The following is a 21,340-nucleotide window of genomic DNA, read 5'->3' on the forward strand; positions in this document are numbered from 1 at the left end:
CGCAAACGAATTGTCACCGGCCCCGCCCGGCACGGGGAGCCGTGTCCGACCGGCCTCCCCCGCCCGGCGCGGGAGGAGGTTCACACCGCTGCGACCGCGCCGGACCGGTGGTCACCGGCCCGACACGGCCCAGGGCCCGTCACTCCTCGGTGAGGAAGTCCGCGACCAGGGCGGCGAAGTCCTCGGGCGTCAGGACCCGGATGCCGAGCTCCTCGGCCTTGGTCAGCTTGGAGCCGGCCTTCTCACCGGCGACGAGCAGCGTGGTCCGCTTCGACACCGAGGACGAGGCCTTGCCCCCGGCGCGCTCGATCAGCTCGTTCACCTCGTTCCGGGACAGCGCGGCGAGCGGCCCGGTCATGCTGCCGGTCACGACGACGGCACCGCCCGCCAGCGGGCCGTCCTTCGCCGCCGCCCCCGCCTCCGCTGCTGCGCCCGCCTCCGCCCCCGCCTCCACCGCTGCGGCGGCCGGGACGGTGGCCGTGGCGGAGGCCGCCCGCACCGGCTCGGTCGTCGCGGTGCCGACGCCGTGGGCGGCGAGCTTGTCCAGGACGGGTGCCAGCTCGACGAGTTCGGCGACGATGACGCGGGCCTTCTCCGGACCTATGCCGTCCACGGCGGCCAGGGTCTCGGCGTCGGCGGCGCGGACGGCGGCCATCGACCCGAAGTGGGCCGCGATCCGCCGCGACATGGTGCGGCCGGTGCCCCGCACCCCGAGGGCGCAGAAGACGCGGTTGAGCGGTCGGGTACGGGCGGCCCCGATGGCGGCGACGAGGTTGTCGGCGCTGGTGTCGCCCATGCGCTCCAGGCCGAGGAGCTGCTCGCGGGTGAGGGCGAACAGGTCGGCCACGTCGGCGACGAGCCCGGCTTCGACGAGCTGGACGGCGCGGGTGCCGCCGAGGCCCTCGACGTCCAGCTGGTCGCGGCCGGCGGCGTAGCGGATCGAGGCGACGGCCTGGCAGTTGCGGCCGCGCGTGCAGCGCCAGCGCTGCTCGGTGGTGTCGATCGCGTCGCCGCAGCGCGGGCAGCTCTCGGGGAAGACGATCGGCGTCTCGCCGCCGGTGCGCTCCTCGACGAGCGGGGCCTCGACGCGCGGGATGACGTCGCCGGCGCGGTAGACGAAGACGCGGTCGCCGATCATCAGGTCGCGGCGGGTGATGTCGGCGGGGTTGTGGAGGGTGGCGTAGGTGACGGTGACGCCGTCGACGACGACCGGTTCGAGAACGGCGCGCGGGGCGATGATGCCGGTGCGGCCGACGTTCCACTCGACCCCCAGCAGCCGGGTGACGGTGTGCCGGGCGGGGAGCTTGCGGGCGATCGCCCAGCGCGGCGCGCGCGAGCCCGAACCGGCCCGGGAACGGTCCGCGGGGGAGTCGGCCTTGACGACGATGCCGTCGATGCCGAACGGCAGGTCGGCGCGCAGGGCGGCGATCTCCTCGACGCGCTGCTGGACCTCCTCGACCGTGGCGCAGCGCCGGGGGCCGGCGGCGGTCGAGGCCGCCGTTTCGGCGCCGAGGGCCGCCAGGCGTTCGAGCAGGGCGCTGTGGGTGAGGTCCTCGCCGAGGCCGAGGGCGTCGTAGGCGAAGAAGCTGAGCTCGATGCGGTAGGGGCGGTCCTTGGCGCGCAGGGTTCCGGCGGCACCGTTGCGGGGGTTGGCGAACGGGGTGGCGCCGTGCGCCGTCCGGACGGCGTTGGCGTGTTCGAACTGGTCCGCGGTGAGGAGCACCTCGCCGCGCAGTTCGACGTCGACCGGTGCGGTGAGTTCGGCGGGCAGGCCCAGGATCGCGTCGGCGGCGTGGGAGATGTCCTCCCCGGCGAGGCCGTCGCCGCGGGTGAGGATCCGGTGCAGCCGGCCGGCGCGGTAGCGGGCGGCGATCGCGAGCCCGTCCAGCTTGGGCTCCACGCACCAGCCGTCGACCGGGCGGTCGAGTCGGCGCTCCAGCCCGGCCGCCCAGTCCGCGAGCTCCTCGGCGGTGAAGACGTTGTCCAGGGACAGCATCGGCACGCTGTGCGGGACGTCGCCGCCGACCGCGCCACCGGCGACCTTCCCGGTGGGGGAGTCCGGCAGAACCTGGTCGGGGTGCGTCTCGTCGAAGGCGGCGACGGCGCGGAGCAGGGCGTCGTACTCGTCGTCACCGAGCGGCGTGGAGCCGTCCGTGTAGTACGCGGCGGCGGCGTGGAGGGCCGTCCGGACGGCGGTGGCGTAGGCGGCGGGGGAGAGCACGGCGTCTGTCATGGGCCCATCCTGACCTGTGGCACTGACATCGCCGGGCCCGCGTCGACGGCCGTCTCCGCCGCTGCCGCCGGGGCGCGCCAGCGGGCACCGGCGCGCCACCGCGGGCACCACGATCCCGCGGACCGTGGTGCCGGGTGGGCCCGACAGGAGCGGGGCCGACCGGTCCACGCCCCTCCCCGTCGGCGGCGGCCGGCCCGGACCACCCTCCCCGCGGAGGGCCTACCGGTCGGCGTGCGCGGTCAGGCGTCGACCCGCTGGACGATGACCTCGTACTGGTCCACCGCCCCGTCCCAGCGGATCACCAGCCGGCCGTCGTCCTCGCCGTCTCCGCCGCCGTCCTCGTCCGCTTCCTCGTCGTCCTCGTCCTCGTTGTTGTCCTCGTCGTCGTCCTCGTCCAGTTCGTAGAGCCAGAGCGCGAGTTCGTGGGACTCCGGGTCGCAGAAGGCCGCCAGGTAGTCGCGCAGGCGGGCGTCCTCCACGGCCGCGACCCGCTCGTGGGCCTCCTCCTCCACCGCGTCGGCGGATTCGCCGAGGCCGGCGGGCACCTCGTCCGGACCGGTGGCGCCGAGGAGGCCGGTGGCGGCGCGCAGCGCGTCGAGGAGGGTGTCGGCGGAGACCATCCGCCCCTTCCACAGCCTCCACGCGTCGCCCGCGAGTTCGGCCGACGTCAGGTCGAGGCCGTGACGGTCGGCCAGCCGGCCCAGCTCGGCGCCCAGGACGAGGCCGGTCCGTGCCGACGGCAGCGCGGCGAGGTCCTCGGCGAAGGCGTCGGGGAACGCCGACGCCTCGACCAGGAAGAGCGACCGGCTCGCGTCGAAGGCCAGCGCCGGGAGGTCGAGGTCACCGGGCGGGGTGAGCAGCAGGTGCTCCGTGACGACCGGCTCCACCCCCGCCAGCGCGGCCGGCGCCACCCACGCCCGGTCCCGGTCCAGCTCGCTCTCCAGGAGGAAGTTGCCGCTGTAGAAGGCGCCGTAGCGGGCCGTGGGGTCGAACGAGGAGAGCGGGCGGCCGAGTACCTCGCCGAAGGCCTGGGCGAGTACGTCCTCCCAACTTCCGGAGGCGGTGGCCGGGGTGTCCTGCGTCATGGTCGGGTCTCCAGGGGGAATGCCGAAGAACGGTCTGTCGGAGGAGAGTGAACCGCATGGGTACGACAGTCGCCCGCCACGGGCGGCGCCCCGGCTCGGGCCCCAACTCCGCCTGCCGCGAAGGCCGTCGGCCGACCGGCAGCGTCCGCTCCCCGGCAGCCGACCGACCGACTGCGCCGCACATGCTCGGCACGCCATTCCGGCTGCGAAGCAACCCATCCGGACAGCGCCAGGACCCGCAGCGCACCAAGCACGGGTGTTGCACCGGATGCGATAGCGCGGCTCGGCCGAGGCGCTGCGGCGGCTGCCCGGCAGGTGGTTGACTGCACTGCATGTACCCCGCGCGAGCTTTGCCCGGATCCACGGACATACCGACGAGTCGTTGCGGCCGGGACGCCGGCAGGGACGTTCCCGCTCGACGGGAGTGCCTGTCATGAGCAGCGGTGACATGGCGGCGGAGCCGGGCCCGGTCGTCGCGACGGCGGGCGGTGCGCCCCCCTTCGACCCCGAACTGAGCGTGGCACTGGCCGCTTTGGGAGATGCCGCCAGGGATCCGGTCACGCCGGAGAACCTCGCCGACCGGCAGGCGTGGGACACGGCGAACCGGCCGAGGCCGACGGTCCGGGAGCTCGGCGCCGAGGGCCGCTTCGAGGTGGAGGAGCTGCGGGTCCCGGGACCGCCGGGCGGGCCGGACGTCACGCTCGTGAGTGCGCGGCCCGCCGGGGTCGCCGGGCCGTTGCCGCTGCTGTACTACATGCACGGCGGCGGAATGATCATGGGCAATGCGTGGTCGGTCCTTCCGCAGTTGCTGCGTGAATGGGCTCTCGCACTGGAACTGGCCGTCGTCTCCGTCGAGTACCGGTTGGCGCCGCACACGCCTTACCCAGGACCGGTGGAGGACTGCTACGCCGGGCTCGTCCGGGTAGCCGCCCACGCGGCCGAACTGCGCATCGACGCCGACCGCATCGTCATCGGGGGGAAGAGCGCAGGCGGCGGCCTCGCCGCAGCGCTCGCCCTGCTCACCCGCGACCGGGGCGGTCCCGCACCGATCGGGCAACTGCTCCTCTGCCCGATGCTCGACGACCGCAACAGCACCTTCTCCAGTCACCAGCTGGCCGGCGTCGACACCTGGGACCGGACCTCCAACGCCACCGGGTGGCAGGCGCTCCTGGGCGACCGGTGCGCCGCCGCCGACCTGCCGCCCTACGCGGCTCCCGCGCGTGCCACCGACCTGTCCGGACTGCCCCCGGCGTACATCGACGTCGGGTCGGCCGAGACCTTCAGGGACGAGGGCGTCGCCTACGCCGATGCGATCTGGCGGGCCGGTGGCCAGGCCGAACTCCACGTGTGGCCAGGGGCGTTCCACGGTTTCGACACCCTCGCACCGCAGGCGGCCCTCAGCGGGGACGCCCGCAACGCCCGTTTCCGCTGGCTCCAGCGCATCCTCACGTAGTCCGAAGCGGGCAGCGGCCCGCTCCGCTGAGTCCTCGGGCCCGTCAGGCCCCGTCACCACGCCCCGTCATCAGGCCCCGGCGCCGGGCCCGTCACCAGGCCCCGGCGCCGGGCGTGGGCCCGCCACCCCCGCGTGCAACACCGACCCCACCGAAGGAGTGGACGTGGTCCAGCCGGATACGGCACCCCAGCCCTACGACGAGGGCATGCTCGACGTAGGCGACGGCAACCAGGTGTACTGGCAGGTCCGTGGCACCCCCGGCGGCAAGCCCGCGGTCGTCGTGCACGGCGGCCCGGGCGGGGGATTCCACCGCGGCGGGTACCGGGGATTCGACCGGGCGGGCTACCAGTTGGTCCTGTTCGACCAGCGCGGCTGCGGCAGCAGCACCCCGCACGCAGCCGACCCCGCCACCGACATGCGGCACAACACGACTCGGCACCTGATCGCCGACATGGAGCGGCTGCGCGAGCACCTGGGCATCGAGCGCTGGCTGCTGTACGGCTACTCCTGGGGCTCCGCCCTCAGCCTGGCCTATGCCGAGCAGCACCCGGAGCGGGTGTCCGAGCTCATCCTGGTCTCCGTCTTCGGCGGCCGCCGCAGCGACATCGACTGGCTGTACCGGGGAGCCGGACGGTTCTACCCGGAGGCGTGGGAGCGGTTCCTGGCCGGGGCGCCGGGCACCCCGCACGACGGCGACGTCCTCGGGGCCTACGCCCGGCTCATGGAGGACCCCGACCCCGCGGTCAGGGAGAAGGCGGCCATGGACTGGTCCGCCTGGGAGGACGCGCTGCTGTCCGGCGAGCCCCAGGGGAAGTCCGGGGTGTTCACCACCCTCCCCGCGGAGACCCGGCTGGCCGTGGTCCGGATCTGCGCGCACTACTTCTCCCAGGGCCTGTTCCTGGAGGACCGCGACCTCGTCCGCGACGCCGGCCGGCTGGCGGGCATCCCCGGGGTGCTGGTGCACGGCCGGATGGACATGAACGGCCCGCTCGGGACGGTCTGGGAGCTGGCCCGGGCCTGGCCGGACGCCGAACTGCTGGTCGCCGAGGACGCCGGGCACCTCGACAGCGAGACCAAGGTCCGGTACGTGCGCGAGGCCGTCAGCCGGTTCGCGGGCCGGGGCCGCTAGGCCGGGGCGCCGGCGCGGTCCGGCGCCGCGACGGGGACAGCGCCGGCCGCTCCCCGGGTCACTCGGTGCGGTAGGCGTCGACGAGGGTCTGGTCGAGGGTGTTGCCGTCGGTGTCGGTCAGCTCGGCGCGCAGCGAGACCGCGGTGCCCGCCGCCGGGTTCTGCACCGTGACGGCGCCCGCGTCGACCGGGAGCGCGGTCCACGAGCGGCCGCCGTCGGCGGACATCGAGACCGTCAGCGAGCGGACGCGGCCGTCCGCGGCGGCGCCCTGCACGGTCACCGGCACCCGGATCCGGCTCCCGGCCGCCGCGGTGCCGGCCGCGCCCAGCCCGGGAGCGAACCGGACGACGCTCACCGGCACGGGGGCCGGCTCGGCCGACTTGGCCGACTGGAAGGTCCACGACGCGTTCACCCTGGTGGTCGCGCCGGTCGCGCCCCTGCGGGTCACCGTGGCGGCCAGCCGGTACGAGCCCGGGGCCGCGGGCACGGTGAACGCCGCGCGCCCGGCCGCCCCGTCCGCGCCGGACCGGGCGCCGATCAGCACGCCGTCGCGGTACAGCGCGGTGTGGGCCGTGTCGAAGGACGGTGTCGTCGGCACGTGGCCGTCGCCGTCGGCGAGCAGCGGGAGGTGCGCGGTGAGGGTGTCTCCGTCGCGTTCGACCCCGGCGCGGCCGGTGAGCGCGGGCCCGAACACCGGGCTGTCGAAGGTGCGGGTGGTCGTGGCCCCGGCCCGGACGGCGATGCCGTCGTCGAAGTAGCGGTTCGGGCGCGCCCCGGGGGTCTCGGGGGCCTTGTAGACGACGTCCCAGGTGCCGCGCTGGGGCGTGACGAACAGGGTGGCGGTCCCCGACGGCGGCAGTGACCAGGAGGCACCGACGCTCGGCCCGGCGGCCGCCCCGAGGGTCGGTGACAGGTCGACGGTCGCGCCCCCGCGCCCCGGCCCGGTCGCCGCCGCCTCGCCTGCGCCTGCCTCGCCTCCGCCCGCCTCGCCTGCGCCTGCCTCGCCTGCGCCTGCCTCGCCTGCGCCTGCCTCGCCTCCACCCGCCTCGCCTCCGCCCGCCCCCGGGCGGGTGCCGCCGCGGAGTTCCAGGGTGGCCAGCTCCTGCGCGGTGTAGTGGTGGGTGAGCCCGGTCAGCACCCGGGAGCCGGAGAAGGTCCGGCCGAGGGCGTAGCCGCCGGTGCCGGTCTTCCAGTAGGAGTCGTACCACTGCTTCACCGACCCGGCCTCGGCCTCGGGCCCCAGGTGGGCGGTGCGCAGGGTCGGCGTCGCCTTGACGATGCTCGTCATCCTGGTGGCGCCCCCGTGCGTGACCTCGATGAACATCCCGCTGTTCAGGAACGTCGCGGAGCCGTCGGGGGGCGTGAGGTCGACGGGGGCGGTGGTCCGCGCGTCGACGGTGACGGTGGTGTCGCGGTCGAGGTCGAGCCGGGGCTGGACGATCCAGTCGCTGCCGTCCGCCGCCCGGTCGGTGTAGAGGGTGCTCTCCAGCAGGTACCGGCCCTTGGGCAGCCGCACGGTGGTGACGCCGGAGGGGTCGTACGGCCGCTCCGCCCGGTCGGCGCCGGGGCCGGAGATGCCGGTGACGGAGGTCCGGTACTTCGCCGGCACGTCGCCCGCGCGGTCGAGGTGCCTGATCGTCAGCGTGTACGTCTCCGGCCCGGCGGCGAAGGCCGCGGAGCCGGAGACGGGTGTCACGCCGCCCACCAGGGCGACCGCGACGGTCAGGGTCCGGAGGACGGTGCGGCGGGGTGTGGGAGCAGTGTTCATGCCCTGACCTGGCCGCACGGACACCGGAGTTCCTGTGATCCGGACCACTGCCCGCCCGGTACGCGGGGTCGGGTGCGACGAAGCGGCGGCACGGCGCCGCCGTGGACGGCGCCCTGCCCCCGGGCGTCGGCGGCGTCCGGGGGCAGGGCGGCGAACCGCGCCGGTCAGCCCCCGGCGGGGGAGACGATGGCGTACGCGCCGCGGGCCGCCGGGGAGAAGTGGCGGCGGATCACCTGGTCGCTGGAGTTGCCCTCGATGGTGTCGACGGTGCCGTCCGCGTAGGCCTTCTCGATGAGGCCGACGTGGACGCTCGTGCTGGTGTTCTGCGGACCGGAGCCGAAGACGATGGCGTCACCGGGCTGCGGGTTGCTCAGACCGCTGTGCAGGGTGCCGTGGTTGCGGCCGTAGTAGTAGAAGTCCCCGCTGAAGGCGGTGCTGAAGTTGACGCCGGCCTGCCGCCACGCCCAGCTGGCGAACAGGGCGCACCAGGCCTCGCACGGGCCGTACGGGTTGCAGTTGTTGCCCCACTCGTGCACGCCGAGCTGGGAACGGGCCGCCTGGACGATCTTGTCGCGAACACTGCCGTCCAGCGGGGGAACGGTGGGGGTGCCGCCGCTCTCTCCGCCCGGGCTGCCGCCGCCGAGCTCGCGGGCGATGCCCATCGACGCCATGGTCCGCGGGCCGGCGATGCCGTCGACCTCCAGGTTGTGGGAGCTCTGGTAGCCGCGCACCGCGCTGATGGTGGCGGGTCCGTAGTCGCCGTCGGCCGGCGTGTTCGCCTTGCCCTGCACCTGCTTCACCTTCGCGGTCAGCGCCGCGTCGGTCAGCGGCCCGGCGATGCCGTCGACCTCCAGGCCGTTGTCGCTCTGGAACGAGAGCACCGCGTTCTTGCTGGCCGGGCCGTAGACGCCGTCCACACCGCCCTCGCCCAGATAGCCGAGGCCGGCCAGGTTGCGCTGGAGCAGCCGGGTGTCGCTGTTGCTGCCGGTGCCGCTGGAGGTGATGCGGTCGATGTTCATCGCGCCCATGGTCTGCGGGCCGGCGATGCCGTCCACGTCCAGGTGGCGGGCGCTCTGGTAGCTGCGCACCGCGCCGATGGTGGCGGGTCCGTAGTCGCCGTCGGCGGAGACGCCCGCCTTGGCCTGGACCTGCTTCACCTTCGCGATCAGCGCGGTCATCGTGTTCGTCCCGGCGTCGCCGTCCACGGCCAGGCCGTTGTCGCGCTGGAAGTGCCGCACCGAGTCCCTGGTCTGCGGACCGTAGACGCCGTCGACGCCGCTGAGCGGGGCGTAGCTGAGCCCCGCGAGGTCGCGCTGGAGCAGCCGGACGTCCACCGCGTGGGCCTGCCCCGCGGTGGGGCCGAGCAGCAGACCGAAGAGGAGCACTGCCAGCGCCAGCGCCGGCGATGTGAGGCGGGCACCGGGAGCACGGGTGGGTGGGCGGAGGGTCGCTGCGGACATGGGATACCTCTCGTTCTCGTGCTGGTTCTCCCGGGAAGCCCGGGACGGTGGGCGTGGACGTGGACGTGACGTGTGCACCGGTCGGCGGCGCCACGGCCTGGGGTGGTTCGGGGCGGCACCGAGGGGCCACCGGCCGCCGGGCGGCGGAGGCTCTCGGGCCGGCGGTACGGCGCTACGGCGCTCCGGCGGTACGGTCCGAGGGCGCGCCGGACGGGGCGCGGTGCGGTCGCGTGCGGTGCCGGTCGGTTCGCCGCGCGGGTCCGTCCGTACTCGTCGTCCGTACGGACGGGTGCCGGTGGCTTCCGTCCGGCCGCTTCGCCGCCCGACGGCGACAACTCTGACCCGGCGGTGAACCACGGGTCGAGAGGTGTTCGGATCTTTGAGACTGCGCGGCGCGTCTCAGGCCGCAGACCTGCTCGGTGAGACATCGTCAGATCGGTCTTGAGACGATTGAACGCGCTTGCCGGGCGCTGAATTGACGGTGCGTCAGCCCGTGCTGTCCGAATCGACTCGTTTGCTCTCGGCCGCCTGCGAAGTCATCGACCACGCCCCGTCGACCACGCCCCGTCGACCGCGCCCCGTCGACCGCAGCCTGACGGCCGTGCCCCCTGCGACAACAACCCTGGTGCCGCGGAACCCCGTCGCCACGGAACCGACGATCACTCGACTCCAGCGGCCCCGACCGGGACGCGGAGGTCAGGGCGTCTCTTCCGGAGCGCGTCGGATCAGCGGGCGTCCTCCCCGGCCTCCGGCCGGAGGTGTCCCGTGGGTGTGTGCCTCATCGGCGGTGTCGAGGGCGGAGTCCAGGTGGCGGAGGTGCCTTCCGGCCGGAGGCTGAGGGCGTGCGCGTGCCGCCGGTGACCGTCCGGCGTGATGCGAAGGGCACGCCCTCGTTGGACCGGAGCCGCCGGCGCGGTCCGGGTCCGATGGCGCCGTGACCGATGGCGCCGTGACCGACGGCCCCGGCGCGCTGCGGGGCGCCGGTCCGGACCGGCTCGAACCCCGGGTGCCGGTCCGTGGTCACCAGCCGTGCGGCACGCGTTCCAGGACGCCGCCCGCGAACACGTCGTACAGCGGAAGGGTCTCCAGGTGCACGTAGCCGATGTGGCAGTCGCAGACCGGGAGGGGGCAGGCGCGCGGCGCGAGCCGGGCCCGGTAGGAGCCGTCGTAGAGGTTGCCGAGCTCCTCGCGGACGAAGTGGCAGCGGCGGACGGTCCCGTCGCCGTCCACCGAGAGGACGGACTCGCCGGTGCGGCAGGGGCGGCCGGCGCTGGGGTGGGCGTGCCGGCTGTAGCCGAAGTGCGGGTCGAGGGCGGCCCAGCGGGAGGCTTCGGCGTCGCTGTAGGTCAGGCCCTCGGCGGCGTTGATCCAGAGGTAGACGGAGGGCGACAGCTTGGCGCGCAGCCGCCGGGCCGCCTCCAGGTGTTCGGGCTGCCCGACGACGCCGACGCTGTAGCGCACTCCCAGGGCGTCCAGTTCGCGGCACTTGGAGAGGAATCGGTCGTGGGTGATCTGCCCGGGGTGGTAGGTGACCCAGAGCGCCAGGGTGGCGAGGTCGGCCTCGGCCAGCCAGCCGGTGCGGCAGCTGAGGTTGGTCTGGATCGCGACCCGGCGGACGTGCGGCAGCCGGCTCAGCTCGACCAGCGTCCGGCGGTACCAGGACCGGACGAGGCCCTCGCCCCAGGGGGTGAACAGCACCGAGAGCGTGTCGCCGGTACCGGCCCGGTCGGTCGCCCAGGTGCTGAAACGCTCCAACGCGGCCCGGTCGGCTCGTAGTTGCTCGGGCGTGTCGCGCCGCTTCGCGAACGGGCAGTAGGGGCAGTCGTAGTCGCAGGAGGACAGCGGGCCGCGGTAGAGGAGGCTGAGGTCGAGCCCGGTGCCCGGCCCGCTGTCCGGTTCGGCGGAAGCCGCCGGGGCCGTGCGCACAACCGGGGCCGTGGGGACAGCCGGGGCCGTGCGCACAGCCGGAGCCGTGGGGACAACCAGGGCCGTGGGGACAGGCTGGTTGGTGTGGACAGGCGGGGCAGGGCTGGCCGCCGGGGCCGTGGGGCCCTCGGGGGCGGGCCGGGCGGAGGGCATGCCGAGGAAGGTCATTTCGCCTCGTACTCGGCCATCAGCGTGCGGACCTCGGGCGAGAACAGCATCGGCCCGACCGCGTCCGAGTGCGCCAGGCCCTCGGGGGAGAGCGCCAGCCGGCCGAGGGCGTCCGTGCCGGGCGCGAGCCAGCCGTGGGTCTCGAACGCGGCCAGCTCGGCCGGGAAGTCCTCGGCGGGCGTGCTGCCGAACCGGGCCCGGTACTCGGCCACCGGCAGGCCGTCGGCCTGGAGCAGCGACTGCACGAGGTGCCGTCGTCGTGCCTCGTCCGGCGTCATCGCCCGGCCGACCACGGCGTGCCGGAACTCCTCGGTGGCCACGTAGTCGTCGATGATGCGGCGGACCTCGGTGGCGTCGACCGCGTAGTCGAAGGAGTAGTGCAGCCGGGAGGTGTAGGAGCGCGCTCCGCAGCCGAGACCGACCATGCCGTCGGTCTGGCAGGCGTACTCGCCGCTGCCGGCCTGGGGGGACGCGGCGCGGCGGAACATCCGCATCGACACCTGCTCGTAGCCGTGGTCCAGCAGGTGGTCGCGGCCGGCCCGGTAGAGCGCGAGCCGCCGGGAGTCCCACGCGGCCGTGCTCTCCGGCTCCGCCCGCCGGGCCAGGCCGGTCAGCGGGCGGACGTAGAGCGGGTAGAGGTACAGCTCCTCGGGTTGCCAGGCGAGCGCGGCGTCCAGCGAATGGAGCCAGCCGGCCTCGGTCTGGCCGTCGATGCCGTAGATGAGGTCGATGTTGAGGACCGGGAATCCGGCGGCGCGGATCCGCCCGAGGGCGGCTTCGACGTCCGCGCGCTTCTGCGGGCGGACCGCGGAGCGGGCCTCGGCGTCGACGAAGGACTGCACGCCCAGGCTCAGCCGGGTGGTGCCCCGGGCGGCGAGTACCTCCAGGCGGTCGGCGGTGGCCGTCGCGGGGGAGGCCTCCACCGAGAGCGGTATCGCCCGCAGGTCGGCGCCCATCCGGTGCTCGGCGATGTCGCAGAGCCGCTCCAGTTCGGCCGCGCTCAGGTAGGTGGGGGTGCCGCCGCCGAACGCGGCCAGTGCGAAGCGGGCGCCGTCGTCGAGTGCCGCGCGGACGGCGGTGGCCTGGCGGTCGAGGGCGTCCAGGTAGGCGGTGGTCAGGCCGTCCGGGCTGCCGATCCGGGTGAAGAGGTTGCAGAAGCCGCACCGCACCTCGCAGAACGGGATGTGGAGGTAGAGCGAGAGCGCGTGCTGCCGCTCGCCGGTCCACAGGTCGCGCAGGGTGGGGCGGTCCGGCAGCGGGCGGTACGCGGTCTTGTGCGGGTAGGCGTAGACGTAGGACTGGTAGGGGGAGCCGGGTGCCGGCGGACTCGCCGGCTCCGCGGGGTGTGCCGGGGTCGACGGTCCGGCCGGCCGGGCGGGGGCGGTGGTCATGCGGTCTCCTCGGCGGCGGCGTCGTCGATGGTGGCGTTCCCGGCGGCGCTGCTCCCGGCGCTGGTGCTCCCGGCAGCGGCGTTTCCGGCGGGTGCGGGTGCGGGTGCGGGTGCGGGTGCCGTGGCGGTCGTGGGGAGCGTGAAGTGGGCGTACGGGACCGTCCAGACCACCTCGTGGCCGATCCGGTGCCCGGTGTAGCCGTCCTCGCCGTAGGCCGTGCCGTGGTCGGAACAGACGATCGCGAAGCAGGGCCGGCGTGCGCTCATCGCGGCGAAGAGTCGGCCGATGTGGGCGTCCACGTACTCCAGGGCGGCGGCGTGGCTCTCGCGGCTGTCGCCGTGCTCGCGGGTCGCTCCGGGCAGGTGGAACCAGTTCGGCTGGTGCAGCGCCGCGACGTTGACGAAGAGGAAGAGCGGCCGGTCGGCGGGCTGTTCGGAGGTCACCTGTTCGGCGCGGGCGACCTGCGCCTCGAAGGAGGTGGGGGAGGGCACGCCCATCTCCGGGGCCCAGTGGCTCTCCTGGAAGAGGCCGGGCAGCACCGACCCCAGCGGCCCCTGCTTGTTGAAGAAGCCGACACCGCCGATGCAGACCGTCCGGTACCCGGCGGCGCCCAGAGCGCCGGGAAGATCGGCGGCGTCGAACACCCAGGTGCGCGGCGCGGTGCTCTCCGAGCCGGCGAACCGGGCGGCGAACAGGCGCGGGTGCGGCCCGCCCGGCGAGGCCGGGGTCGGCAGGAACCCGGCCAGGATCGCCTGGTGGGCGGCGTAGGTGAAGCTGCCGGGGGAGTGCCGCCGCTCCCAGCGCCCGCCGGGGAGGTGGGCGGCCAGGTTCGGGAGCCGGCCGGCGGCGGCCAACTCCTCGGCGACGTCGAACCGCAGGGTGTCCAGGGTGACGAGGAGCAGGTCGTGGCTGCCGACGACGGCGTTCATGTCGGGACCGGCGAGGGCGCCCTCCGGAGCGGGCGGGGGAGTGGGCGCGGAGGAGGCGGGGGTGCGGGGCGGGTCGGCGGGGCTGGTCGGACTGGTCGGGCTGGTCGGGTGGTTCATCGGTGCTGTTCCGTACCTGGGTGGTTCGTCGGCTCCGGCCCGGGGCCGGGCGGGAGGAGGGCGGTGAGCTGGGCGGCGTAGGTGTCCAGGCCCTCGGCCGGACCGCCGGGCAGACCGGTGAGGTTGGGCAGCAGGTCACCGAAGGCGTTCACCTCGCCGACCAGGGCCCGCCGCCAGCCGCTGACCGGGAGCACGTCGACACCGACCGTCGGCGAGTTCGGGAAGCACCCGGCCGCCCGTTCCGCCGTCTCCAGGAGGGCGGGCCAGGCCGGACCGGCGGCCTCCGCGGCCAGTGCCAGGCTGCCGCGGGCGCCGCCGAGGTGCAGATTGGTCATCGGCTGGGGGCTGGTGCGGACCACCGCATGGGTGGCCCGCCCGGCGACCACGACGACCCGCAGGTCGGCGGAGCGGCCCGACTGCGCGGCCTTCGGGACCCACTGCTCGACGTGCAGCCCGTCCGGCGCGAGCCGGTCGATCAGGTCGGCCACCTGCCGCTCGTCCCGGTACCGGCGGACCCGTAGCGAGTTGTGCAGCTGCCCGTCGGCGACTTCCACCGAGGTGGTGGCCTGCAGCTGCCCGCGCGGCCCGAACTCCAGCGCCACCACTCCCGAGGCGGAGGAGCCGTGGGCCGACTTGACGAAGACCCGGCGCAGTCCGGCTCCGCCCAGCCGCTCGCGCAGGTCCTCCCAGCCGGTGACGGCGGCCCCGTCGAGGGCACGGGGCACCGGAACGCCGGCCGCGGCCAGCCGCGCGTGCGCCTGCCGTTTGTCGAACATCACGGCGATCTCCTCGGGGTCTCCGAGCAGACGGACGCCCGGCGTCCGCGCCAGCGCGCGCAGCGCGGCCGTCACCCCCGCGTACCAGGCCGCCCCGCCCTCGACCCGGGTCGGCGCGTAGCCGTCGCCGAGAGCCGGGCCGCGCAGCAGCGCGTCCACCGCCTCGTCCTCGCCCGGCGACTCGATCCGCAGCAGGCTGCCCTCGGGCAGCCGGTACGCGCCGCGCAGCACGTCGAGCCAGGGCAGTACGGCGGGTTCCGGCAGCCCGGCGGCCCGAGCGGCGGCCGCGAACAGCGTCACCCGGCGGTGGCCCGGGTTGCCGAGCACGGTCAGCCGCCCGGACGGCGGGAGCCGGTGAGCTGCCCGCGCGGGCACCCGCCGGGCACCCGGCGCCGCGGCGTCCGTGGCCGCTGCCTGAGCCGAGGGTGGGGGCGGCATCAGAACCGGAACCGGAGCCGGGGTCGGAACCGGAACCGGGATCCCGCCGTGGGGAGTCGTCCGCATCGTCACGCGCCTACTCGGCCACCGCGACGTAGCGCCACTCCTCGTCCGGGTCCTCCGGATCGGAGAGGTCGACCGCGACCCCGGGCAAGGAGTCGCGCAGCCGCTGCTGCATCGCCTCGGTGAGGTAGTGGTGGTGCAGGTCGAGCGACTTGAGGTGGGTGAGCGGCTGACCCTCCAGCAGCGCGGTGGCACCCTCGTCGGTCAGTGTGCCCATGGAGAGGCCGAGCGTCCTCAACTGGGCCACCACGGGGGCGTGGGCGACGGCGGCGGCGATCTCGTCCTGGATCTCGCTGTTCTGGAGGCCGAGGTGGCGCAGTGCCGGGAACCGGGCGCCGTCGAGGAACGGTGCCAGGTCGTCGAGGTCGGAACTGCCGCCGTACTCGTCGACACCGAGCCACAGTTCCAGGCTCTCCAGGGCGGGCAGCTCGCTCGCCGCGACGCCCCGCACCAGCTCGGCCGGCAGGCCGCCGGCCTCGAACCGCAGGTCCGCCAGCCGGTCGTGCCGGACGGGGCTGAGCCGCAGACCGCCGCCGCCGCGCACCACCAGCTCGGTCAGCCGCGGGAACGCCGTCACCACCGGGGTGATGTCCGACATCTGCAACCAGGAGATCTCGCAGTCCTCGTACGTGACGTCGGCGATGAACAGCGCCTCCAGCGCGGTGAGCCGCGCGGCGTCGCCGACGATCGTCGCGAGCGTGCTCTCCACCGGGGTGTAGTCGTCCGCCCACCACGCGCCGATGAGCAGTGCCCGGACGGTGCCCGGGTCGACGGTGGCCAGGAAGTTCGCCCAGAGCGCGTCGAAGTCGGCCGCCGAGCCGTACTCCACGGACAGCCGCCACGCGACGGTGCCGGGCTCCGGCAGGTCCGCCGGCTCCGTCGGGGAGTCCGTGCCGTCCTGGCCGGTGGAGAAGCGGACCACGGGCAGACCGTGGAAGCGCTCTTCGGTCCTCGTGATGAACATGGTGCCCCCTGGGGTGCGTGGCTGACGGATGGTGACGACAGGAGGTGGGCGGCGGGCCTCCGGGCTCCCGGGCCGGGGCTCCGGCCGCCGCACCGGTCGGGGAGGGCTACTCGGAGACCGCGACGTAGCGCCACCGGTCGTCGGGCTTGCCGGCCTCGGAGAGGTCGACCGCCACCCCGGACAGGGCCTCGCGCAGCCGCTGCTGCATCGCGTCCGTCAGGTAGTGGTGGTGCAGGTCGAGCGACTTGAGGTGGGTGAGCGGCTGGCCCTCCAGCAGCGCCGACGCGCCCTGGTCGGTGAGCACGCCCATGGAGAGGTCGAGCGACTCCAGCCGGGCCACCACGGGGGCGTGGGCGACGGCGGCGGCGATCTCGTCCTGGATCTCGCTGTTCTGGAGGCCGAGGTGGCGCAGCGCCGGGAACCGGGCGCCGTCGAGGAACGGCGTCAGGTCGTCGAGCGTGGTGTCGCCGCCGTAACCCGCGACGCCGAGCCAGAACTCCAGCCGCTCCAGCGCGGGCAGCTCGCTCGCCGCCACCGCCCGCGGCACGGCGACCGGGAGCCCGCCCGACTCGAAGCGCAGCGCCCGCAGCCGGTCGTGGCGCACGGGCTGCAGGGACACGCCGTCGCCGTCGACGGACTCCGCGGACGCGCCGCGCACCACCAGCTCGGTGAGCAGCGGGAACGTCGTCAGGACCGGCGTGACGTCGACCATGTCGATCCAGGAGATCTCGTTCTCCTCGTACGTGATGTCCCCGATGAACAGACCGCGCAGCGCCGGCAGCCGGTCGGCGGCGCCGGTGATCGCGGCCAGCGGCCCGGCGAAGCTCTCCGGCCCGTCCTGCGACCACTCGCCGACCACCACGGCGGTGACCCGGGCGGTGTCGACGGCGTCGAGGAACTCCTGCCAGCGCGCGGGCCAGCCCAGGGGGGAGTCGTACTCGACGGCGATCTTCCAGGCCACCGCGGCCGGCTCCGGCAGCTCGACGCCCTCGCCCGCGGCCGCGACGAAGTCGAAGACCGGCAGGCCGTGGAACTCCTCGATGTGCTTGTTGACCGTCATGCGCTGCTCCTGGTGCGTCGGTGCGGGCCGAACAAGTGTCTACCAGCCGGGTCCGACAATCCGGCGGCCGGGTCGGATGCCGGGCGCGTCACCCGGCGGTGCCGTCCGGCCCGCCGGAACCCGGTGCCCCCGCCCGTCCGGGCCGTTGTCAGACCCCTGCCCTATGGTCCGGGACGTGGGATTCCGATGGTCCGTCGAATCGGTCGGGAGGACTGATGTACCGCCAGGGTGACGTGTTGATGGTGCCGGTGGAGGAGTCCGCGGTGCCGGCCCGGGTGGGCTCGCTGGCGGCGCAGCCCCGGGACGCGCGGGGCCGGCTGGTCCTCGCGCTGGGCGAGGTGACCGGCCACGCCCACGCCGTGGTCGGCCCGGGCGAGCTGCGGCGTGAGTCGGGGCCGTTCGGCGCGGCCTGGCTGCACCTCGCCGAGGGCGGGCGGGTGGTGCACGAGGAGCACGCGGCGATACCCCTGCCCAAGGGCTGGTACCGGGTGGTCCGCCAGCGCGAGTACGTGCCGGGAGCGGTCCGCGTCGTCGCGGACTGACGCCGGCCGGGCGGGTGCCGGGCGAGCCGGTACCGGTGACCGGCCGGGCCGCCGGTGCCCGGGGCACACGGTGCCGAACGGAACTTGAAGACAGTACGGAACGGATGCGGGGCGGCCGGGTGGGGCGCCCGGCCGGGATCGGAGTGTGTGATGACGACGGCAGAAGCGGTGGAGTCGGAGCAGGCGGCAGCGGCCCGTCGGACGGCGGGGCCTGCCGAGGTGACGGCCCGCTGGCGGGCGGCCGCGGCGGCCGCAGCCGCCACGGAACCGGCCGACCGGGGCGCGGTCGAGCACGCCGTGCGTGCCGCCTACCGGGCGGTGGGGCTCACGGAGCCGGTCGACATCCGGTGGTTCGGCTCGCCGCTGGCGGCGGCGGAGGCGGCGCTGGAGCTGCACGAGGCCGGTGCGGTCGCCGTCCGCGAGACGGTGCGGACCAGGCCGTGGGAAGCCGTCCGGGGCCAGGCGGTCGAACGGGTCGGCGCGACCGGCTGGGCGCCGCTCTGGGCGCTGACCGGCGGTGAACTCGGCCCGGTGACCAACGCGCTGGCCGACCGGATCCGCAATGCCGTGCTCGACCGGCTCGCCCCCGAGCCCGACGTCGAGGAGGACCCGGACGAGGTGGTCGATGCGGCGCTGGTGCGTCGCACCGCCGTCCGGCTCACGCTGCTGGAGGCCGTGCGGGGCCAGCACGACGCGCCGTGGTTCGCGGCCTTCGAGGCAGCCGGAGTCCTGGGAGCGGGCCCGACCGCTCAGGTCGCTCCCGCCGCTGCGCCGGAGGGGGCCGGCGCGGAGGACCGTGACGGAACGCAGGAGGCCGCTCCGGACCAGCACGGCGAGACGGACCGGCACACCGGGCCGGAGCAGGGCGGCGCCGGCGGTGCGATCGCCGCGCTGGCGGAGGTCGCGCGCGGCGCCGGCTGGTGGTGGCCGTACGAGGGCGTGGCGCTGATCAGCGAACGGCCGATCGCGCTGCACCGCGACGAGGCCGGCCGGCTGGACCGGGCCGACGGGCCCGCCGTCGAGTACGCCGACGGCTTCGCCCTGCACGCCTGGCGCGGAATGCCCGTCCCGGCGGAGTTCCTGGACGGCCTCGGCTCCGTCACCGTCGAGCGGATCCGCACCGAGGAGAACGCCGAGCTGCGCCGCGTCCTGCTGGAGCACTACGGGTACGAGCGGTACCTCGCGGACTCCGGTGCCGAGCCGCTGCACCGTGACGAGACCGGGGTGCTCTGGCGGATCCAGCTGCCGGACGACGAGCCGGTGGTGATGGTGGAGGTGGTCAACTCGACCGCCGAGCCCGACGGCACCTTCCGGACGTACTGGTTGCGCGTCCCGCCCGGCACCCGAACCGCCCGGGCCGGGGTGGCCTGGACCTTCGGCATACCCGAGGCGGAGTACCACCCGCAGCGGGAGACCTGACCGGCGGCGATCCGCCCGGGCCGGACCGAGGTCGGCCCCGGGCCCGGGCGGGCCGGCCCGGGCCGCTCCCGTCGTCGGCCCCGGCAGGGCGGCTCGGGCGCGAACCGCTCGCCGGTGTCCTCAGGCCGGGCGTCCGGCACCAGCGGCCGGATGCCGGATGCCGGACGTCGGAGGCCACACCGGGCGTCAGGCGTCAGCGTCGGACACCGGACGACGGGGAGGCGGGCCACGGGACGGCGGTCTCGGCTGCCGCCTCGTAGTCGACGCCGGGAACGTTCCAGCCGTAGAGCCGGCCCACCTGGTCGCGGAACCAGCCGGTGTCCGCGCTGGTGGCGATGGTGTCGGCGTCGACCCGGTCCCACGTGGCGCGGACGGCGGTCTGGACCCCGGGGTCCATCTCCCAGTCGTCCAGCCGGATGCGGTCCTGGCCGTCCAGGTCGAGTTCGGCGTCACCGTCGAGCCGGTTCCACAGCTCCGCTGCCTGGTCGACGGTGGTCTGCCAGCCGTCACCGGCGACGCGGTGAAGGATGCTGGTGTAGAGCGCGATGCTCGGGATGGCGGTGGAGGCCTGGGTGACGGCCGCCCCGGCGACGACGGTGTGGGCGCGGCCCGTGCCCTTGAGCCGGGTGTTGATGGCGCGGGCGGTGTCCTCCAGGTGCTGCTTGGCGGCCCCGATGGTCCCGGCCCGGTAGATGGGGGCGGTGATGTCGGAGCCGACGTACGACAGGGCGACGGTCCGGAAGCCGTCGGCGAGGAGGCCTCGGGACTGCAGGGCGTCGATCCACAGCTGCCAGTCGGCGCCGCCCATGACCTGCACGGTCGCTTCGCGCTCGGCCTCCTCCGCGGCCTGGAGGTGCAACTCGCCGGTCCGCGGGACGCCGTCCTCGAACACGAGCGTCTTGGCCCGGTAGTCGGTGCCGAGCGGCTTGATGACGGAGTGGTGGACCTCACCGGTCAGCGGGTCCGTGCGGCGAGGGGCCGCGACGCTGTAGACGAGCAGATCGATCTTGCCGAAGCGGGCGGCGAGCTGGTCGGCGGCCTCGTCCTTGACGCTGTCGGAGAAGGCGTCGCCGTTGAGGAAGGTGAAGTCGGCGCCGGCCTCGGCGGCCAGTTCGGCGGTCCGCGCGGTGCGGTACCAGCCCGCACTGGCGGTCCGGCGCTCGGTCGCGGCTGCCTCGAAGGCGATGCCGAGTCCGCGCATCCGGTGGGCGCGCAGGCCGACCAGGGTCGCGGCCAGCCCGTAGCCGGCGCTGGAGCCGATGACGAGGGCGACCGGGCCGGGCCGCTCGTCGGCAGGATCCGGAATCCCCTGCCACATGAGGTCGACCACCGCCTTGCAGCCGGTCGGATGGCTGTTGACGTAGAGGTAGCCGCGGTTGCCGGGCTTGATCTCGCGGAGGCTCACTCGGGGGTCCTTCGGGTGCGGGGATCGTGGTCGCCGCGGCAGTGGGTGGTGCCACGCAACGGCGGACGACGTCGACGGGTTCCGTCGGCCCGCGGCCCCGCCGGGGCGACGGTTCCGGAGGCGCCCTCCGGGGCGGTGACCGGGCAGGGCAGTCCATGCCCCGTGGCCCGTTCCGGACGGGCCGTGCTCACATCCTCCGTGAGCACGGCCCGGCCGGTGATGGTGATCTTCGCCAGAAGGCGCCGCGGATTCTTGTCGGTGTTCCAACCGGTCGGTCACATCGCCTGCCGGGTGCCGACGCCGGGGAGCAGCGCCCCGGCGGGGCAGCCGGCTCGCCACCGGGGCCGGCGTGCCGAACGGTGCAAGGCCGGGGAGGCCCCACGCTCGACCACCGGTGCCGAGCCGCGGCCCCACGGCCCCGAGGAGTGACACGGTGCGCCGGGACCGGGGATCATCGGGCCGTGAGTACCGCACCCCCGCCCCCATCCCCACCCGCACCCGCATCCCCATCCCCGTCCGCACCCCCACCCCACCAGGATCACGTCCGCTTCCGTGACCCCGGCACCAGGATCCACGAGTTCGGGTCGAAGGTGCTCGTCCGCTGCCCGGGCTGCGGCGGCTGCGCCCTCTCGCTCCGCGGGCCCGCCGCCGCCCGGCGCCTGCGGTGCCGCGCGTGCGGACTGTTCAGGGACGTGGTGCCGGCGCGGGGGCCGGCCGCCGCCGGGGCCGACGAGGCGGTCGATCCCGACTTCGGGCTCCCGCTGTGGCTCGCCGCGGACTGCTGCGGGGGCCGGCGGCTCTGGGCGTACAACCTCGAACACCTCGCCCTGCTGGAGGCATACGTCGGCGCGGACCTGCGGGAGCGGGGCGAGATCCCCGGGACGATGAGCCTGGTGGAGCGCCTGCCCGCGTGGCTGAAGTCGGCCAAGCACCGGGGCGAGGCCCTGCGGACGCTTCGCAGGCTCCGCGAATCGGTTCCCGCAGCCTGAGCGGCTGACGGTCCCGGGGGGCCGG

At 75.0% G+C, this 21,340-nt stretch carries 16 protein-coding genes; 5 read left to right on the plus strand and 11 right to left on the minus strand.

The features are described from left to right. Window positions 1-139: 139 nt before the first annotated feature. Together ligA and AC067J_RS22725 are read right to left on the minus strand one after the other, a co-directional pair. Window positions 140-2,233 carry an NAD-dependent DNA ligase LigA gene (ligA, locus tag AC067J_RS22720; RefSeq protein ID WP_478301908.1) on the minus strand — a complete coding sequence of 698 codons (2,094 nt, stop codon included), beginning with the start codon at window positions 2,231-2,233 and terminating at the stop codon, window positions 140-142. Between the two features lie 239 nt (window positions 2,234-2,472). Beyond that, window positions 2,473-3,318: a hypothetical protein gene (locus AC067J_RS22725; protein WP_478301910.1), complete on the minus strand. Its 846-nt coding sequence runs from the start codon at window positions 3,316-3,318 to the stop codon at window positions 2,473-2,475. Between the two features lie 433 nt (window positions 3,319-3,751). On the opposite strand from AC067J_RS22725, the gene AC067J_RS22730 reads away from it, so the two are divergent. Together AC067J_RS22730 and pip are read left to right on the plus strand one after the other, a co-directional pair. Then, window positions 3,752-4,771, plus strand: coding sequence for an alpha/beta hydrolase (locus AC067J_RS22730; protein ID WP_478301912.1), 1,020 nt, complete (start codon window positions 3,752-3,754; stop codon window positions 4,769-4,771). Between the two features lie 163 nt (window positions 4,772-4,934). Continuing rightward, window positions 4,935-5,900, plus strand: a complete 966-nt coding sequence (gene pip, locus AC067J_RS22735) for a prolyl aminopeptidase (protein WP_478301914.1) — start codon at window positions 4,935-4,937, stop codon at window positions 5,898-5,900. A 58-nt stretch (window positions 5,901-5,958) separates the two neighbouring features. On the opposite strand, the gene AC067J_RS22740 is transcribed toward pip, so the two are convergent. The 8 genes from AC067J_RS22740 to AC067J_RS22775 all read right to left on the minus strand — a co-directional run bounded on the left by AC067J_RS22740 (window position 5,959) and on the right by AC067J_RS22775 (window position 16,960). Further along, entirely contained in the window at window positions 5,959-7,668 is a 1,710-nt protein-coding gene (locus AC067J_RS22740) for a serine protease (RefSeq protein WP_478301915.1), read from the minus strand. A 164-nt stretch (window positions 7,669-7,832) separates the two neighbouring features. Continuing rightward, window positions 7,833-9,128: a peptidoglycan-binding protein gene (locus AC067J_RS22745; protein ID WP_478301917.1), complete on the minus strand. Its 1,296-nt coding sequence runs from the start codon at window positions 9,126-9,128 to the stop codon at window positions 7,833-7,835. A 1,020-nt stretch (window positions 9,129-10,148) separates the two neighbouring features. Then, window positions 10,149-11,054: an STM4011 family radical SAM protein gene (locus tag AC067J_RS22750; protein WP_478301918.1), complete on the minus strand. Its 906-nt coding sequence runs from the start codon at window positions 11,052-11,054 to the stop codon at window positions 10,149-10,151. Between the two features lie 164 nt (window positions 11,055-11,218). Beyond that, window positions 11,219-12,613 carry an STM4012 family radical SAM protein gene (locus tag AC067J_RS22755; protein WP_478301920.1) on the minus strand — a complete coding sequence of 465 codons (1,395 nt, stop codon included), beginning with the start codon at window positions 12,611-12,613 and terminating at the stop codon, window positions 11,219-11,221. Then, window positions 12,610-13,542 (minus strand): STM4013/SEN3800 family hydrolase, encoded by a 933-nt coding sequence (locus AC067J_RS22760; protein ID WP_478302187.1) that lies wholly within the window; start codon window positions 13,540-13,542, stop codon window positions 12,610-12,612. The genes AC067J_RS22755 and AC067J_RS22760 overlap by 4 nt, the downstream gene beginning before the upstream one ends. A 113-nt stretch (window positions 13,543-13,655) precedes the next feature. Next, window positions 13,656-14,810: an STM4014 family protein gene (locus AC067J_RS22765; protein WP_478301921.1), complete on the minus strand. Its 1,155-nt coding sequence runs from the start codon at window positions 14,808-14,810 to the stop codon at window positions 13,656-13,658. Between the two features lie 139 nt (window positions 14,811-14,949). Further along, window positions 14,950-15,900: an STM4015 family protein gene (locus tag AC067J_RS22770; protein WP_478301922.1), complete on the minus strand. Its 951-nt coding sequence runs from the start codon at window positions 15,898-15,900 to the stop codon at window positions 14,950-14,952. Window positions 15,901-16,006: 106 nt separating this feature from the next. Beyond that, window positions 16,007-16,960 carry an STM4015 family protein gene (locus AC067J_RS22775; RefSeq protein WP_478301923.1) on the minus strand — a complete coding sequence of 318 codons (954 nt, stop codon included), beginning with the start codon at window positions 16,958-16,960 and terminating at the stop codon, window positions 16,007-16,009. Between the two features lie 215 nt (window positions 16,961-17,175). On the opposite strand from AC067J_RS22775, the gene AC067J_RS22780 reads away from it, so the two are divergent. Continuing rightward, a complete protein-coding gene (locus AC067J_RS22780) occupies window positions 17,176-17,502 on the plus strand; it encodes a hypothetical protein (protein ID WP_478301924.1) in 327 nt (108 codons plus the stop codon). Between the two features lie 150 nt (window positions 17,503-17,652). After that, complete coding sequence (locus tag AC067J_RS22785) at window positions 17,653-18,921, plus strand: DUF6745 domain-containing protein (RefSeq protein WP_478301926.1); 1,269 nt, start codon at window positions 17,653-17,655, stop codon at window positions 18,919-18,921. Between the two features lie 193 nt (window positions 18,922-19,114). On the opposite strand, the gene fabV is transcribed toward AC067J_RS22785, so the two are convergent. Continuing rightward, complete coding sequence (fabV, locus tag AC067J_RS22790; protein WP_478301928.1) at window positions 19,115-20,326, minus strand: enoyl-[acyl-carrier-protein] reductase FabV; 1,212 nt, start codon at window positions 20,324-20,326, stop codon at window positions 19,115-19,117. Window positions 20,327-21,018: 692 nt separating this feature from the next. Here fabV and AC067J_RS22795 point away from each other — a divergent pair. After that, a complete protein-coding gene (locus AC067J_RS22795; protein ID WP_478301930.1) occupies window positions 21,019-21,315 on the plus strand; it encodes a hypothetical protein in 297 nt (98 codons plus the stop codon). Window positions 21,316-21,340: the final 25 nt, after the last annotated feature.

The sequence above is a fragment of the Kitasatospora sp. NPDC042419 genome, assembly GCF_056437345.1.